Annotated in this window: 15 protein-coding genes and 5 tRNA genes; 6 read left to right on the top strand and 14 right to left on the bottom strand. The window is 70.6% G+C overall.

The features are described 5' to 3' along the window. Nucleotides 1–52 precede the first annotated feature (52 nt). The 4 genes from ACWDD7_RS28490 to leuC form a co-directional block, all read right to left on the bottom strand. On the bottom strand, nt 53–685 hold the full coding sequence (locus ACWDD7_RS28490; protein WP_450459509.1) for an HU family DNA-binding protein: 633 nt from the start codon (nt 683–685) through the stop codon (nt 53–55). A gap of 136 nt (nt 686–821) precedes the next feature. Beyond that, on the bottom strand, nt 822–1,052 hold the full coding sequence (locus ACWDD7_RS28485) for an SCO5555 family protein (RefSeq protein WP_351877893.1): 231 nt from the start codon (nt 1,050–1,052) through the stop codon (nt 822–824). Between the two features lie 277 nt (nt 1,053–1,329). After that, the gene (gene leuD, locus ACWDD7_RS28480) at nt 1,330–1,923 is read right to left on the bottom strand and encodes a 3-isopropylmalate dehydratase small subunit (RefSeq protein ID WP_392214507.1); all 594 of its coding nucleotides are present in this window, start codon (nt 1,921–1,923) and stop codon (nt 1,330–1,332) included. Nucleotides 1,924–1,928: 5 nt separating this feature from the next. After that, nucleotides 1,929–3,353: a 3-isopropylmalate dehydratase large subunit gene (leuC, locus tag ACWDD7_RS28475; protein WP_351877889.1), complete on the bottom strand. Its 1,425-nt coding sequence runs from the start codon at nt 3,351–3,353 to the stop codon at nt 1,929–1,931. Nucleotides 3,354–3,540: 187 nt separating this feature from the next. On the opposite strand from leuC, the gene ndgR reads away from it, so the two are divergent. Further along, nucleotides 3,541–4,257, top strand: coding sequence for an IclR family transcriptional regulator NdgR (gene ndgR, locus ACWDD7_RS28470; RefSeq protein WP_046427375.1), 717 nt, complete (start codon nt 3,541–3,543; stop codon nt 4,255–4,257). A 175-nt stretch (nt 4,258–4,432) separates the two neighbouring features. Here the strand turns inward: ndgR and ACWDD7_RS28465 are convergent, their stop codons facing one another. Next, the gene (locus ACWDD7_RS28465) at nt 4,433–4,927 is read right to left on the bottom strand and encodes a DUF4188 domain-containing protein (RefSeq protein ID WP_351877914.1); all 495 of its coding nucleotides are present in this window, start codon (nt 4,925–4,927) and stop codon (nt 4,433–4,435) included. Nucleotides 4,928–4,985: 58 nt separating this feature from the next. On the opposite strand from ACWDD7_RS28465, the gene ACWDD7_RS28460 reads away from it, so the two are divergent. Further along, complete coding sequence (locus tag ACWDD7_RS28460; protein ID WP_412823879.1) at nt 4,986–5,630, top strand: MerR family transcriptional regulator; 645 nt, start codon at nt 4,986–4,988, stop codon at nt 5,628–5,630. Between the two features lie 54 nt (nt 5,631–5,684). On the opposite strand, the gene ACWDD7_RS28455 is transcribed toward ACWDD7_RS28460, so the two are convergent. From ACWDD7_RS28455 to ACWDD7_RS28415, 9 genes are all read right to left on the bottom strand, one after another. Further along, nucleotides 5,685–5,757 (bottom strand) — tRNA-Glu (locus tag ACWDD7_RS28455). A 28-nt stretch (nt 5,758–5,785) separates the two neighbouring features. Continuing rightward, a tRNA-Gln gene (locus ACWDD7_RS28450) sits at nt 5,786–5,857 on the bottom strand. A gap of 21 nt (nt 5,858–5,878) precedes the next feature. Next, nucleotides 5,879–5,951: transfer RNA gene (locus tag ACWDD7_RS28445), tRNA-Glu, on the bottom strand. Nucleotides 5,952–5,980: 29 nt separating this feature from the next. Then, nucleotides 5,981–6,053: transfer RNA gene (locus ACWDD7_RS28440), tRNA-Glu, on the bottom strand. Nucleotides 6,054–6,074: 21 nt separating this feature from the next. Then, nucleotides 6,075–6,146 (bottom strand) — tRNA-Gln (locus ACWDD7_RS28435). A gap of 90 nt (nt 6,147–6,236) precedes the next feature. Then, nucleotides 6,237–6,968, bottom strand: coding sequence for an HAD family hydrolase (locus ACWDD7_RS28430; protein WP_450459508.1), 732 nt, complete (start codon nt 6,966–6,968; stop codon nt 6,237–6,239). A gap of 147 nt (nt 6,969–7,115) precedes the next feature. Then, nucleotides 7,116–8,609: a glutamate--tRNA ligase gene (gene gltX, locus ACWDD7_RS28425; RefSeq protein WP_351880408.1), complete on the bottom strand. Its 1,494-nt coding sequence runs from the start codon at nt 8,607–8,609 to the stop codon at nt 7,116–7,118. Then, complete coding sequence (locus ACWDD7_RS28420) at nt 8,602–9,387, bottom strand: fumarylacetoacetate hydrolase family protein (RefSeq protein ID WP_351880405.1); 786 nt, start codon at nt 9,385–9,387, stop codon at nt 8,602–8,604. The genes gltX and ACWDD7_RS28420 overlap by 8 nt, the downstream gene beginning before the upstream one ends. A gap of 408 nt (nt 9,388–9,795) precedes the next feature. Further along, a complete protein-coding gene (locus ACWDD7_RS28415) occupies nt 9,796–9,990 on the bottom strand; it encodes a hypothetical protein (protein ID WP_351880402.1) in 195 nt (64 codons plus the stop codon). 584 nt (nt 9,991–10,574) lie between these two features. Here ACWDD7_RS28415 and ACWDD7_RS28410 point away from each other — a divergent pair. The 4 genes from ACWDD7_RS28410 to ACWDD7_RS28395 all read left to right on the top strand — a co-directional run. After that, entirely contained in the window at nt 10,575–14,477 is a 3,903-nt protein-coding gene (locus ACWDD7_RS28410; protein WP_450459507.1) for a nitrate- and nitrite sensing domain-containing protein, read from the top strand. 9 nt (nt 14,478–14,486) lie between these two features. Beyond that, entirely contained in the window at nt 14,487–14,900 is a 414-nt protein-coding gene (locus tag ACWDD7_RS28405; protein ID WP_058928156.1) for a roadblock/LC7 domain-containing protein, read from the top strand. Between the two features lie 111 nt (nt 14,901–15,011). After that, the gene (locus tag ACWDD7_RS28400) at nt 15,012–15,410 is read left to right on the top strand and encodes a DUF742 domain-containing protein (protein ID WP_037654659.1); all 399 of its coding nucleotides are present in this window, start codon (nt 15,012–15,014) and stop codon (nt 15,408–15,410) included. After that, nucleotides 15,391–15,629 (top strand): ATP/GTP-binding protein (locus ACWDD7_RS28395; RefSeq protein WP_361993800.1); only part of this gene is annotated, 239 nt, incomplete at its 3' end. The genes ACWDD7_RS28400 and ACWDD7_RS28395, both read left to right, overlap by 20 nt.

The raw sequence follows: 15,629 nt of genomic DNA, 5'->3' as shown, positions 1-15,629 counted from the left end.
GCCGGACTCCGAAGGGAGTCCGGCCCGGCGCGTGAGTGCCCTGATCGACGACCTATGCCTTGCGCGCGGTGGCCTTCTTCGCGGTGGTCTTGCGGGCCGTCGTCTTCCTGGCCGGCGCCTTCTTCGCGGTGACCTTCTTCGCCGGGGCCTTCTTCGCGGTGGCCTTCTTGGCGGTGGTCTTCTTCGCCGCCGCGGTCTTGGCGGTCGCCGTGGTCTTCTTGGCGGTCGTCTTCTTCGCGGTGGTCTTCTTCGCGGCGGCCGTGGTCTTCTTGGCCGTCGTCTTCTTGGCCGCGGCCTTCTTCGCCGTGGTCTTCTTCGCGGCGGCCTTCTTCACCGTCGCCGCGGCGCCCCCGGTCAGGCTGCCCTTGGGCGCCTTCTTCACCGAGACCTCGCCGCCGCGCGGGAGCTTCTTCGAGCCGCTCACCAGGTCCTTGAAGCCCTGACCGGCGCGGAAGCGCGGCACGGAGGTCTTCTTGACCCGAACCCGCTCGCCCGTCTGGGGGTTGCGGGCGTAACGGGCGGGGCGGTCCACCTTCTCGAAGGACCCGAAGCCGGTGACCGAGACCCGCTCGCCCGCGACGACCGCGCGGACGATGGCGTCCAGAACATGATCGACGGCTTCGGCGGCCTGCTGGCGGCCGCCAACCTTGTCGGCAATCGCTTCTACGAGCTGCGCCTTGTTCACGTCTTCCCCTTCGGAGACATCGCCAGAACGAATGTGTTCAAGCTTTTTCGCACGTTAGGCAGATATATACCGCAAATCAAACACGAAACGGGCTTATCACCCTTGTGCCGCAACGGCCTCGGCGTTCTCGGGCTGTTCAGCGGTCCTCGTCGGGGATCCGACCCTCGTCGAGGTCCGCGGTGAACCGCTCAAGCCGCCTTGCCGTACCGGCGAGATCGTGCTTGGCCGCGGCCGTAATGACCAGCAGCTTCCGGGTCAGCGCCATCCGTACGCCCTCCGGGACTTGCAGTGCGCGCACTCTTGCGTGCGCTTCCTTGAGTTGGTTCGCGACCGCCGCATAGAGCTGGAGTTGGCCGTCGTGTTCCATGCACAGATTGTGCCATCTGGGGCGAGTTGTCGCCTGCCCAGGGGGCAACTCCCGCCACAAATGGCCTTCCAGGCACTTGCGGAAGGCGCGATCCTCTGCCTCACCTACCCTCCCAACGGCCTTCATAACATGGGAAGTTGAGAGGAATGCCAGCGCTCGGGGAGTCCGTCCGGGCCCCGACATGCCTGTACCCCCGATCGGGGCGATCGGGGGTACAGACGGGTTTGTCGGGGTGGCCGAAACCCGACCCTCAGGAGGTCCGGGACAGGCTACCCGCTCAGCCCTGGAGGGTCTGCGGCTTGTAGGCGGGCCGCTTCTCCTCGTACGCGGCGATGTCCGCCTCGTTCCGGAGGGTGATGGAGATGTCGTCCAGGCCGTTCAGCAGCCGCCAGCGGGAGTTCTCGTCCAGCTCGAAGGAGGCGGTCACGCCCTCGGCGCGCACCTCGCGGGCCTGGAGGTCCACCGTGATCTCGGCGGTCGGGTCGGCCTCGGTCAGCTCCCACAGCGCGTCCACGATCTTCTGCTCCAGGACGACGGTGAGCAGGCCGTTCTTCAGCGAGTTGCCCCGGAAGATGTCCGCGAAGCGGGCGGAGATCACGGCCTTGAAGCCGTAGTTCTGCAGCGCCCAGACCGCGTGCTCACGGGAGGAGCCGGTGCCGAAGTCGGGGCCGGCCACCAGGACGGTGGCGCCCTGCCGCTCGGGGCGGTTGAGGACGAACTCGGGGTCCTTGCGCCAGGCCTCGAAGAGCCCGTCCTCGAACCCGTCCCGGGTCACCTTCTTGAGCCAGTGGGCGGGGATGATCTGGTCGGTGTCGACGTTGCTGCGGCGCAGCGGGACGGCCCGGCCGGTGTGGGTGGTGAAGGCTTCCATCGTTCTCAGACTCCAGCGGGCGTACGGTCGTCGGTCAGGTCGGCCGGGGAGGCCAGGTGGCCCAGGACGGCGGTCGCCGCCGCGACCTGCGGCGACACCAGGTGGGTACGACCGCCCTTGCCCTGCCGGCCCTCGAAGTTGCGGTTGGAGGTGGAGGCGGAGCGCTCACCCGGGGCAAGTTGGTCCGGGTTCATGCCCAGGCACATCGAGCAGCCCGCGTACCGCCACTCGGCGCCGGCCTCCTTGAAGACCACGTCGAGGCCCTCGGAAGCGGCCTGGAGGCCGACCCGCGCGGAGCCCGGCACGACCAGCATCCGTACGCCGTCGGCGACTTTGCGGTCCTTCAGGATCGCGGCGGCGGCACGCAGGTCCTCGATCCGGCCGTTGGTGCACGAGCCTACGAAGACGGTGTCCACCTTGATGGACCGCAGCGGCGCTCCGGCCTCCAACCCCATGTATTCCAGGGCCTTTTCGGCGGCCAGGCGCTCCGATGCGTCTTCGTACGAAGCCGGGTCGGGGACGGACGCCGAAAGCGGCGCGCCCTGGCCGGGGTTGGTGCCCCAGGTGACGAACGGGGACAGCTCGGTGGCGTCGATGACGACCTCGGCGTCGAATACCGCGTCGTCGTCCGTGCGCAGCGTCTTCCAGTACGCGACAGCCTCGTCCCAGTCGGCGCCCTCGGGGGCGTGCGGGCGGTCCTTGAGGTACGCGAAGGTGGTCTCGTCGGGGGCGATCATGCCCGCGCGGGCACCGGCCTCGATCGACATGTTGCAGATGGTCATCCGGGCCTCCATCGAGAGCTTCTCGATGGCGGAGCCGCGGTACTCCAGGATGTAGCCCTGGCCGCCGCCCGTACCGATCCTGGCGATGATCGCGAGGATCAGGTCCTTGGCGGTGACGCCGTCCGGCAGTTCGCCTTCGACGGTGATCGCCATGGTCTTCGGGCGGGCCATCGGCAGCGTCTGGGTGGCCAGCACGTGCTCCACCTGGGAGGTGCCGATGCCGAACGCCAGCGCGCCGAAGGCGCCGTGCGTGGAGGTGTGCGAGTCGCCGCAGACCACGGTGGTGCCGGGCTGGGTCAGGCCCAGCTGCGGGCCGACCACGTGCACGACGCCCTGCTCGACGTCGCCCAGCGGGTGCAGCCGCACCCCGAACTCGGCGCAGTTCTTGCGCAGCGTCTCCAGCTGGGCGCGGGAGACCGGGTCGGCGATCGGCTTGTCGATGTCGAGGGTCGGGGTGTTGTGGTCCTCGGTGGCGATGGTGAGGTCGAGGCGGCGCACCGGGCGGCCGTTCTGGCGCAGCCCGTCGAAGGCCTGCGGGCTGGTCACCTCGTGCAGCAGGTGCAGATCGATGTAGAGGAGGTCGGGCTCGCCCTCGGCGCGCCGGACGACGTGGTCGTCCCAGACCTTTTCCGCGAGTGTCCTACCCATCGCTTTCCCTCCGGCCGGCATGCGTGCGCCGGCCCAACTAGAGATCTTGAGGACGGCGCCCGCACCCCTGATTCCGGGCGTCCGCCGCCGGGCCCATCGATGGACGGGCCGCCGTGTGAATCCAGGGTGACGCGTTCCGCAGAAAATTGAACTTGCGTTTCACAGAGTGAGACGTGAGTATCGTTGCATGGACAACAGTAGCGGCGTCGGCGTTCTGGACAAGGCGGCCCTCGTCCTGAGCGCTCTGGAGTCCGGTCCGGCCACCCTCGCGGGTCTGGTCGGGGCCACCGGACTGGCACGACCCACGGCCCACCGCCTGGCCGTGGCCCTGGAACACCACCGCATGGTGGCACGCGACATGCAGGGCCGGTTCATCCTCGGCCCGCGCCTCGCGGAGCTCGCGGCGGCGGCTGGCGAGGACCGCCTGCTCGCCACGGCGGGCCCCGTGCTCACCCACCTCCGCGATGTCACCGGCGAGAGCGCGCAGCTCTACCGGCGCCAGGGCGACATGCGGATCTGCGTGGCCGCGGCGGAACGCCTGTCCGGCCTGCGGGACACCGTCCCGGTCGGCTCCACGCTCACGATGAAGGCCGGTTCCTCGGCGCAGATCCTGCTCGCCTGGGAGGAGCCCGAGCGCCTGCACCGCGGGCTCCAGGGCGCCCGCTTCACGGCGACGGCCCTGTCGGGCGTACGGCGCCGCGGCTGGGCCCAGTCCATCGGCGAGCGCGAGCCGGGCGTCGCGTCCGTCTCGGCGCCCGTGCGCGGCCCCTCCAACCGCGTCGTCGCCGCCGTCTCCGTCTCGGGCCCCATCGAGCGCCTGACCCGCCACCCGGGCCGCATGCACGCGCAGGCCGTCATCGACGCCGCGACCCGCCTCTCGGAGGCCCTGCGCCGCACGGGCTGACGGCGGTGGCAACGGCTCCCGCCGATCGAAGGTCGCCTCAACGCCGCGGCACCTTCCGCCGACGGGAGCCGGAGAAACCCAGGGGCGCGGGGCCGGCCGACGGGCCGGTCCGCCGCGTGACGCGACAAGCCCCATGCGACCCGGGCCCGCGCCCCGACGATCGTCACCCCAGCGCTCAGGCGCTCTTCTCCTGCGACCGGTAGGCGAACCGGTCCCTGGCATAACGCCCGCGCGCAGCGAGCGGAACCTGCCCGTGCGCCGCCGCCAGCCCGAACGCCGGCATGTCCGCGTAGATCGCCTCGTACGACCCCTCGGGCACGACGTACGCCTCGTGCCAGATGCCGACCTGCCCCCGCAGCTTCCCCGCCCGCTCCTTGCGGTTCAGCTGCGCCCAGACCTTGTGGTGGAAGGCGTCCGGCGCCGTGGCGTAGGCGTACAGCTTCTCCTTGGACTCCCAGTACTGCACGACGTAGTACGTTCGCGGCGACGCCGTGAGCAGCACCCTCTCCCGCAGTCCCCGCCCGGGATCCTTCGCCAGCTCCCGCAGCATGCGGAGCATCGCGAGCATCACCGGTATCCACAGATGCACCGCCCAGAAGCGGTTGATCCGCATGCCGATCAGCAGGACGACGACGTCGCCCTTCGCGTCGGCGGTCGTACGGGCCACCATGGCTTCCCCCTTCTTCACGTGTTTGGATAGTGCTCTTATCCAAGGAGGTACGCAAGACATGCGGCTGGCCGAACTGAGCAGACGCAGCGGTGTCTCCACCGCGACGATCAAGTACTACCTGCGCGAGGGCCTGTTGCGGCCGGGCCGGCAGATCAACGCGACCACGGCGGAGTACGACGAGGAACATCTGCGCCGGCTGCGGCTGGTGCGGGCGATGGTCCAGGTCGGCCAGCTCCCCGTGGCGAAGGTGCGCGAGGTGCTCGGGCACGTGGACGACGACTCGCTGGGCCGCACGATCCGGCTGGGCGCGGCGCTGTGGGCGCTGCCGCAGGTGCCGGAGCCGGACGAGGAGGACGCGTACGTGCGGGCCGCGCACGAGGAGGTCGCGGCGCTGCTCGACCGGCTGGGCTGGGAGAACGCGCGGCAGCTCGCGACCCTCTCGCCCGCGTACCGCTCGCTGGTGGTGGCGGTGGCCGCGTTCCGCCGGCTCGGCTACGGCTGGGGAGCCGAACAGCTCGCGCCGTACGCGGAGTTGATGTACCGGACGGCCGTGCTCGACCTGGACAACATGGAGACGCATCCGCCGGGGGCGGAGCGGATCGAGTTCGCGGTCCTCGGGGCGATCCTCAACGAGCCGGTGCTGCGCGCGCTGCACCGGCTGGCCCAGGAGGAGGAGACGGCGCGGCGGTACGGCTTCGAGTGACCGCCGCCGGACAACGGCGAAGGCCCTCCGCCGAAGCGAAGGGCCTTCGTTCTGTACCCCCGACCGGATTCGAACCGGCGCTACCGCCTTGAGAGGGCGGCGTGCTAGGCCGCTACACAACGGGGGCCTGGACACTGCGTTTCCGCAGGTCCGAGCTGGTCTACCTGGACTCGAACCAAGACTAACTGAACCAGAATCAGTCGTGCTGCCAATTACACCATAGACCAATGATGGTTTAGACCAGTCAGTACCCCCGACCGGATTCGAACCGGCGCTACCGCCTTGAGAGGGCGGCGTGCTAGGCCGCTACACAACGGGGGCCCTAGCGATCCCGACAAGATCAGGATCAGTACCCCCGACCGGATTCGAACCGGCGCTACTGCCTTGAGAGGGCAGCGTGCTAGGCCGCTACACAACGGGGGCTTTGCAGATAAGCTCTGCGAGCTGGCCTACCTGGACTCGAACCAAGACTAACTGAACCAGAATCAGTCGTGCTGCCAATTACACCATAGGCCACTGGAACTCAATCCCCTGCGGGGTTCTTGTTCTAGTTCGCTCCTCCGGGTCCCGGCCTTTCGGCCCGTTCCCCTCGGCGCAGGAAGAACATTACCCGAAGGTGGACGGGGCTCCAAAACGAGTATCCGAGCGGAGCAGCGCGGGGAGTTCGGACAGGCTGGCGATGCGGTGCACGACGACGTCCCCGGCGGCCCCCGCGGGCGCCGTCCCGCGGTCGATCCACACGGACAGCAGCCCGGCCTCGGCGGCGCCCCGCCCGTCGATCTCCGGGTGGTCGCCGACGTACGCCACCTCGTGCGGGGCCAGATCGAGCGCCTCGCAGGCGGCCAGGAAGGCGCCGGGCCGGGGCTTGGAGACGCCCAGCTCGGCGGCGCACAGCACGGCCTCGAAGCGGTCCAGGAGACCGAGGACGCGCAGCTTGCGCTCCTGGACGGTGATGCTGGAGTTCGACAGCACCGCGTGCCGGTGCGTGCCCGCGAGCGCCTCCAGCGCGGGCAGCACGTCCGGGAACAGCTCCCAGGCGGCCTCGTAGTGCCCCACGTACCGCTCGAACCAGGCCTCCGCCGCGGCGTCGTCCATCTCGGCGTCGAGGAACGCGCGTACGCGGTCGCACCGCTGCTGCCGGAAGTCGCACTCCCCCGCCGCGTACCGCGCCCACTGCCGGTCGGTGATCTCCCGCCACCGGCCCAGCGCGTCCTCCACCGCGCCGTAGCGCCCGAGCAGACCCTCGGCGGCGAGATGCGCCCGCATCCCGCTCCGGTCGGCGCTGGTGTAGTCGAAGAGCGTGTCGTCCACGTCCCAGACCACGGCTTCGATGCTCACGTCTTTGACCGTAACGCCGGGGGGCGGGGCGCGTCCGTGGAACGGCGGGGGCGCCCCGGCCCGGAGCGGTGAGTGTCGTCACACCGGTGGACACACCGAGGGGCGGCACCCGGTCTCCCGGGTGCCGCCCCTGTCGTGCGGTGATGCTCAGGCGGCGAGCTTCGCCAGGGCCGCGTCGACGCGGGCCAGGGTCGTCTCCTTGCCCAGGACCTGGAGGGACTCGAAGAGCGGCAGGCCGACGGTGCGGCCGGTGACGGCGACGCGGACCGGGGCCTGGGCCTTGCCGAGCTTGAGGCCGTGGGCCTCGCCGGCGGCCAGGACGGCCTCCTTGAGGGACTCCGCCGACGTCCAGTCCGCGGACTCCAGCTTCTCGCGGGCCGTGCGGAGGAGGGCGTCGCTGCCCTCCTTCATCGCCTTGGCCCAGGACGCCTCGTCGAAGACCGGCTCCGGCAGGAACAGGAAGTCGACGTTCTCGGTGATCTCCGAGAGCACCTTCAGGCGGGTCTGGGCGTGCGGGGCGATGGCCTCCCACTTGGCCTCGTCGAACGCCTCCGGCGCCCAGGGGGCGAACGGGGCCTTCAGCCAGGTGCGGCAGCGCTCGGTGAACTCCTTCACATCCAGCATGCGGATGTGGTCGGCGTTGATCGCCTCGCACTTCTTCAGGTCGAAGCGCGCCGGGTTGGGGTTCACGTCGGAGATCTCGAAGGCCGCGACCATCTCCTCGATCGTGAAGATGTCCTTGTCCGCCGAGAGCGACCAGCCGAGCAGGGACAGGTAGTTGAGCAGGCCCTCGGGCAGGAAGCCGCGCTCGCGGTAGAGGTTCAGCGAGGACTGCGGGTCGCGCTTGGACAGCTTCTTGTTGCCCTCGCCCATCACGTACGGCAGGTGCCCGAAGGCCGGGGTCCGCTTGGCGATGCCCAGCTCCGTCAGCGCCTTGTACAGCGCGATCTGGCGCGGGGTGGAGGAGAGCAGGTCCTCGCCGCGCAGCACGTGCGTGATCTCCATCAGCGCGTCGTCGACGGGGTTGACCAGCGTGTACAGCGGGGCGCCGTTGGCGCGGACGATGCCGTAGTCCGGCACGTTCTCCGGGGTGAAGGTCAGCTCGCCGCGCACCAGGTCGTCGAAGGTGATCGTCTCGTCGGGCATCCGGAACCGGACGATCGGCGCCCGGCCCTCGGCCTGGTACTGCTCGACCTGCTCGGCGGACAGGTCGCGGCAGTGGCCGTCGTAGCCGGAGGGCTTGCCGGCGGCGCGGGCGGCCTCGCGGCGCGTGTCCAGCTCCTCCTGGGAGCAGTAGCAGCGGTAGGCGTACCCGCCGTCGAGGAGCTTCTGCGCGACGTCGGCGTAGATGTCCATGCGCTGCGACTGGCGGTACGGCGTGTGCGGGCCGCCGACCTCGGGGCCCTCGTCCCAGTCGAAGCCGAGCCAGCGCATCGCGTCGAGCAGCTGGTTGTACGACTCCTCGGAGTCGCGGGCCGCGTCGGTGTCCTCGATACGGAAGACCAGGGTGCCCTGGTGGTGCCGGGCGAACGCCCAGTTGAACAGGGCGGTGCGGACCAGGCCCACGTGGGGGTTACCGGTGGGCGAGGGGCAGAAACGGACGCGGACGGGTGAGACGGATGAGGCGGGTGCGCTAGCCACGCTTGACAACCTTGTTGGTGAGAGTGCCGATGCCTTCGATGGTGACGGCGACGTCGTCGCCGACGTTCAGGGGGCCGACCCCTGCCGGGGTGCCGGTGAGGATGACGTCGCCGGGCAGCAGCGTCATGGCCTCGGTGATGTTGACGATCAGGTCCTCGATGGGGTGAATCATCTGGCTGGTGCTGCCCAGCTGGCGCTGTTCGCCGTTGACCGTGAGCTGCACCGTGAGGTCGCCCGCCCGCGCGAGGTCCAGATCGGTCTCCACCCAGGGCCCGAGCGGGCAGGAGCTGTCGAAGCCCTTGGCCCTGGCCCACTGCTTCTCGCGGCGCTGGACGTCGCGGGCGGTGACGTCGTTGGCGCAGGTGTAGCCGAAGATCACGTCCTTGACGCGCTCGCGGGGCACCTCGCGGCACATGCGGCCGATGACGACGGCCAGCTCGGCCTCGTGGTGCAGTTCCCGGGAGAACGAGGGGTACTGGATCTCGTCCCCGGGTCCGATGACCGAGGTGGACGGCTTGAAGAAGGCGAACGGCGCCTCGGGCACCTCGTTGCCCAGCTCACGGGCGTGCTCGGCGTAGTTGCGGCCGAACGCCACGACCTTGTTGGGGAGGACCGGCGGGAGCAGCCTGACCTTGCTCAGCGGCACCTTCGTCCCGGACAGCTCGTGGTCGGCGAAGGGGATGCCCTTGATGATGTCGAGGACGAGTTCGTCCTGCTTGTCGCCCTCGACCGCGCCGAAGGCTACGTTCCCGTCGATGGAGAACCTGGCGATGCGCACGGGTGCTTGCGCCCCTCACTGAGAACCGGCGTACTGACGCCCAAGGTTAACCGGTCGGGCGGCTGGGCGTTCGGCCGGGAGCGCGGGGCGAAGGGTTTTCCGGGGGCCGTAAAGCGCTTAAGGGGAATTCCCGTTTCCGGTGTATTCGGGGGCGCCGACGCAGCGGAACCCGGCGACTGTCACGCCCCTGACCTGCGGTGATGACATCTGTCCGGGTTCGGCGCCGGGAGCCGGGAACACGACGGTGCCCGCCGTCGCCGTACCCGATAAACACGGCGGCGCGAATGCGGTGGAAAACATGCGCGGCCCGCCGTCCGGGTCACCGAAAAGACGAGCGCGGCCCGGAAGATCATCACCGTCGGGTGATCTTCCGGGCCGCGCCCCGGGGTCCTGCGGTCGCCTCGGCGGTCACTCGCCGGCGGTGGCCGCCGCGGCCTCGGGGAGGTCCATCAGGATGGTGCGCCGGGGGTTGGCCGTCTGGGCGGGGAGTTCGACGGACTGCTCCGGCAGCGCGGGCGTCTGCAGCTCGCCCGCGTCCTCAAGGTGCGCCAGGGTCGTGCGTCGCGGGTTGGCTATCTTGCGGAACATCATCGTCGTCTTCACGGTTGTACGCGTCCTAGTCCTGTGTCGGCGGGTGACAGTGCGGGGTGACAGATACGTCCCTCATGTAAAGCGTCAGGCTAAACATCCGATTCCCTGACCAACTCGCCAACCAGCCCTGAAGGTTGTGTGATTTTGCTCACCAGCACAAGGGCAAACCGGTCAATTCCGGCCGACAATCCGCCCTAGCGAAACGGACATTGACGCTCGGAAGCCCCCATTCCGCTGCCGATCATGGCGACTGGGACACGTGCCACCGCGCGGCGACTCGCAGGGATACGCCCGTTATGGATGAGATCGACTTCCACGACTGGTGACCTGACATGCACACCCCGTCACCGATGTCACAGCTCGGCACACGGCCCTTGTTGGAGATCCGCCACTGTGCTGGAATTCCACGGACCGCCGCGGGATCGAGCCGGCGCGCAGGGGGCGCAACGCAGCGCCGAGTGGCGGCGAGACAAGGGGGAAACCAGCGCCGGTCACTCAAGACCACCGGGGGGCGTTTTCAGGGCGCCTTCCACGACGCCGACACCGTGTTCCTCCGTTCGCGCGGAGGGGCGCCTGGTCCAGAGGTTGCGACGCTAGTGCAGGGACGTTTCAAGAGGGATGGCAGCGCTTCGGCGGAGCCGGAGCACGACGGGACTGGCCCCATGACGGGCAGCGCCTCTCCCCAGCACGCCCAGAACCCGGGTCCGACCCCGCCCGGTGAAGGCTCCGAGCGCGCACGCCCCGGCGCGTCGGCCCCCTCCTCCGCCAAGGGCTCCCCCAAGTCCGCCGGCTCCGCGCCGGCCGCCAGGTCCGCCGCGACCCCCACCGGTACCGGCTCGCGCATGGCCCTGCGCAACTGGCGCATCTCGACCCGTCTGGTCTCGCTGCTCGCGCTCCCCGTGGTCGCGGCGACCTCGCTGGGCGCCCTGCGCATCAACGACAACCTGAACGACATCCAGCAGCTCGACAACATGAAGCTGCTGACGGACATGACCAAGCAGGCCACCGAGCTGGCCGCCGCGCTCCAGGAGGAGCGCGACCAGTCCGCCGGCCCCCTGTCCCACGGGCTCAGCGCGAACGACTACACGGTCAAGGGCTACCAGCAGAAGACCGACCGGGCCCGCGCCAACTTCCTCGACGCCTCCGAGCAGATCGACGAGGCGAGCAAGGACGGCCAGCTCCAGGGTGTGCGCGACGCGCTCGTCGGCCTCGCCAACCAGCTGGACGACCTGGCCAAGATCCGCCGGTCCGCCTATGAGTCCAAGGACAACTCGACCCAGACCATCGAGTCGTACCACCGGCTGATCACCCAGCTGATCGACCTGTCCCAGGACATGGCCGAGGCGTCCAGCAACCCGGAGATGATCTCGCGCACCCGCGCCCTGGCGGCCTTCTCCACCGCCAAGGAGTACGCGTCCGTGCAGCGCGCGACCATCGCCGCGGCGCTGCCCTCGACCACCTCCAGCAAGGCCACCATCTCCGAGAACGACCGCCTGTACGGCGAATCGGCGTACGAGAGCGAGAACTCCGAGCTGGCGATCTTCCGCAAGATCTACGCGAGCCAGAACGCGGAGGAGCTGCTCAAGCCGATCGACGGCGGCAACAACCCGACGATCGAGTCCGCGGACACCTACGCCAAGCGCGCCTTCGCGCAGCGCGGCGGCCTGTCCGACCTGCCCGCCCGCTCGTACCGCGACTGGGTGGACGACAGCTCGACCAAGATCGAGCAGATGAAGAAGATCGAGCACACGCTGCTCGAGGACATGGAGCAGAAGGCGCGCGAGCTGAAGAGCGCCACCCAGCGCGACGCCATCATCTCCGGTGTGCTGATCCTGCTGGTGCTCGGCGTCTCGCTGGTCGGCGCGTTCGTCGTGGCCCGCTCCATGATCCGCTCGCTGCGCCGGCTCCAGGAGACCGCGACCAAGGTCGCCCAGGAACGCCTGCCCGAGCTGGTCAAGCACCTGTCTGAGTCCGACCCGCAGGACGTGGACACGTCCGTGGAGTCGGTCGGTGTGCACTCCCGGGACGAGATCGGCCAAGTGGCCACGGCCTTCGACGACGTGCACCGCGAGGCGGTCCGCCTCGCCGCCGAGCAGGCCCTGCTGCGGGGCAACGTCAACGCGATGTTCACCAACCTCTCGCGCCGTTCCCAGGGTCTGATCCAGCGCCAGCTGTCGCTCATCTCCGAACTGGAGTCCCGCGAGGCCGACCCGGACCAGCTGTCCTCGCTGTTCAAGCTGGACCACCTCGCCACCCGTATGCGCCGTAACGGCGAGAACCTCCTCGTCCTCGCCGGTGAGGAGCCGGGCCGCCGCTGGACGCGTCCCGTGCCGCTGGTCGACGTGCTCCGCGCCGCCGCGTCCGAGGTGGAGCAGTACGAGCGCATCGAGCTGGCCTCCGTGCCGACGACGGAGGTCGCGGGCCGGGTCGTCAACGACCTCGTGCACCTGCTCGCCGAGCTGCTGGAGAACGCCACCTCGTTCTCCTCCCCGCAGACCAAGGTCAAGGTCACCGGTCACGCGCTGCCCGACGGCCGCGTGCTGATCGAGATCCACGACACCGGTATCGGCCTGTCCCCCGAGGACCTCGCGGCGATCAACGAGCGGCTGGCCTCGCCGCCCACCGTGGACGTCTCCGTCTCCCGCCGCATGGGTCTGTTCGTGGTCGGCCGGCTGTCCCAGCGGCACGGCATCCGCATCCAGCTGCGCCCGTCCGACTCCGGTGGTACGACCGCGCTGGTCATGCTGCCGGTGGACGTCGCGCAGGGCGGCAAGAAGGCTCCCGGCAAGTCCGGCGGTCCCGGCGCGGGCGGCGGTCCGGCCGCGGCGCAGGCTGCTGCCGGAGCGGCCGCGGCCCGCCGCGGTGGCGGCGGTGCCGGTGGTCCCGGCGGTGGTCTGCTCGGTTCCGGCGGTGGCTCGCGCGGGCAGGTCGGGGCCGGCCAGGGTCCCCGGGCGGCGCTGCCCGGCACGGGTCAGGGCGGCGGCCGTCCCGGCGCGCCCGGTGGCGCGCGTGGTCCGCAGCGGGGTGCCCCGGGCGGCTTCGGCGCGCAGGCGCCGAACGCGCCGCAGGGCCTCCAGGCCGCGAACCCGGACGGACCCCAGCAGGATCTCTTCGGCGGTGGCCGTGGCGGGCAGCGCGGCGCCGGTGGTTCCGCCGACCAGGGCCGCCAGCCCCAGCTGCCGCCGCGCGGCGGCCCGCGGGCCGAACTGCCCGGCGGCGACGCCCGGCGCCAGGACTGGAACGACGGGCGGGCCTCGCTGGACACCCCGCGCGGCCATGACGAGCGCGACCCGTCGCAGACGGCGCCGATGCCGCCGTTCGACGACCGGCAGGGCCCGGGTTCGACCGCGGAGATGCCGCGGATCGATCCGCACGGTCCCGCCCCCAGCGAGTTCTCGCGCCCCGAGCTGCCCGGTTCGCAGGGCGCGGGCCAGTACGGCCGCCCTGAACTCCCGCAGCAGACGGGCCAGTTCACCCGTCCCGACACCACGGGGCAGTACCAGCGGCCGGACGCCCAGCAGACGGGCCAGTTCGCCCGCCCCGAATCCCCGCAGGACACCGGCCAGTTCGCGCGGCCCGACCTGACGCAGCAGACGGGCCAGTTCCAGCGCCCGGACGCGGGCCGGCACACCGGTCAGTTCCAGCGGCCCGACGCCGCGCAGCACACCGGGCAGTTCCCGCAGGCCGAACTCCCGCAGCAGACCGGCCAGTTCCAGCGGCCGGACGCGGACCGGCGGCCGGACCCGGCGCAGCCCCCGGGGCGGTACGACGCTCCGGCGGGGCAGCAGGACAACGGGGCGTTCGTGCGCTCCGACATCTTCGGCACCCCTCCGCGCCATGGCGAGCCCGCCCAGGACCCCGGCCGGTACGCGGCCCCGCAGGGCTACGACAACGGCGGCACCGGACAGCACGCGCTGCCCGGTCGTCCCGACCCGGCGCACACCGGCCAGTTCGAGCGCCCGCAGCCGCCCGCCCGTGGCGACTTCGGCGCCCCGCGCCCGCCGGCCCCGCAGCAGGCCCCGGCCCACCAGGAGCGCCCGGTGCGCGAGCCGGAGGCGCTGCCGCCGGCCGTCGGCCCCGGTGACGGTCGTACCCCGCTGTTCGACACGCTGGAGACCAACTGGTTCCACGGCGCCGGACAGCAGCAGAACGCGCCCGCGGAGCAGCAGCCGCAGCCCCCGCAGCGCGACGCGGCGGCCGCCACCGGCTCGTGGCGCGCGTCGCCGAACGACGAACTCGTGCGACAGGCCGAGCGGGTGCGCCAGCCCGCGGCGGGTGGCATCACCACCTCCGGCCTGCCGCGCCGGGTGCCCCGGGCGAACCTCGTGCCGGGCACGGCTCAGCAACAGCAGCACCAGGCTGGTCCGCAGGTCTCCCGTGCGCCTGACGACGTACGCGGCCGGCTGACCAATCTCCGTCGGGGTATCGCACAGGGCCGGCAGGCCGGCAGCGGCCAGACCGGCAGCTACCCGAGCCCCACTCACCAGCAGGAGCGTTAGTTGAGTCCGATGAGCCAGGCGGCACAGAACCTGAACTGGTTGATCACCAACTTCGTGGACAACACCCCCGGGGTGTCCCACACGGTGGTGGTCTCCGCCGACGGCCTGCTGCTGGCGATGTCCGAGGGCTTCCCGCGGGACCGCGCCGACCAGCTGGCGGCCGTCGCCTCCGGTCTGACCTCGCTGACCGCCGGGGCCTCCCGGATCTTCGAGGGCGGCGCCGTGGCCCAGACGGTCGTGGAGATGGAGCGGGGGTTCCTCTTCCTGATGTCCGTCTCGGACGGGTCTTCCCTCGCGGTTCTGGCCCACCCTGAGTGCGACATCGGCCTGGTCGGCTACGAGATGGCACTGCTCGTCGACCGCGCGGGGGCGGTACTCACCCCGGACCTGCGCGCCGAACTACAGGGCAGTCTGCTTCACTGACCGGCCCCGGCACCACCCACCTCACCAAAACACCGTCCGGCCGCCACAATCCCCCCACCGGCCCCGTCAGACGGCTTGACTGACCGACTTGCTGTCCCGCCCGGAGGATCCATGACCCCGCCCACCGCCCATCACGATCCGTACGCGGAACCGTACGGGGACGAGGGCGACCAGCCGCTGGTGCGGCCGTACGCCATGACCGGCGGCCGGACCCGGCCGCGCTACCAGCTCGCCATCGAGGCGCTGATCAGCACCACGGCCGACCCCGCGGCGCTCATGGGGCTGCTCCCCGAGCACCAGCGCATCTGCCACCTGTGCCGTGAGGTCAAGTCGGTGGCGGAGGTGTCCGCCCTGCTGAACATGCCGCTGGGCGTGGCCCGGATCCTGGTCGCCGACCTGGCCGAAGCGGGCCTGGTCGCGATTCACCAGCCGGGTGGGGACGAGAACAACGGCGGCGCTCCGGACGTGACGCTGCTCGAAAGGGTGCTCAGTGGACTTCGCAAGCTCTGACGCGGGACGGGCCACCACCTCGGCGAAGATCGTGGTGGCGGGCGGCTTCGGCGTGGGCAAGACCACGTTCGTCGGCGCCGTCTCGGAGATCAACCCGCTGCGCACAGAGGCCGTCATGACCTCGGCGTCGGCCGGCATCGACGACCTCACTCACACCGGGGACAAGACCACCACCACGGTGGCCATGGACTTCGGCCGTATCACCCTGGACCAGGACCT

The sequence above is a fragment of the Streptomyces sp. NPDC001056 genome (assembly GCF_053598955.1).
The sequence above is the reverse complement of the archived record's forward strand: the minus strand, read 5'-3'. Positions and strand labels throughout refer to the sequence as shown.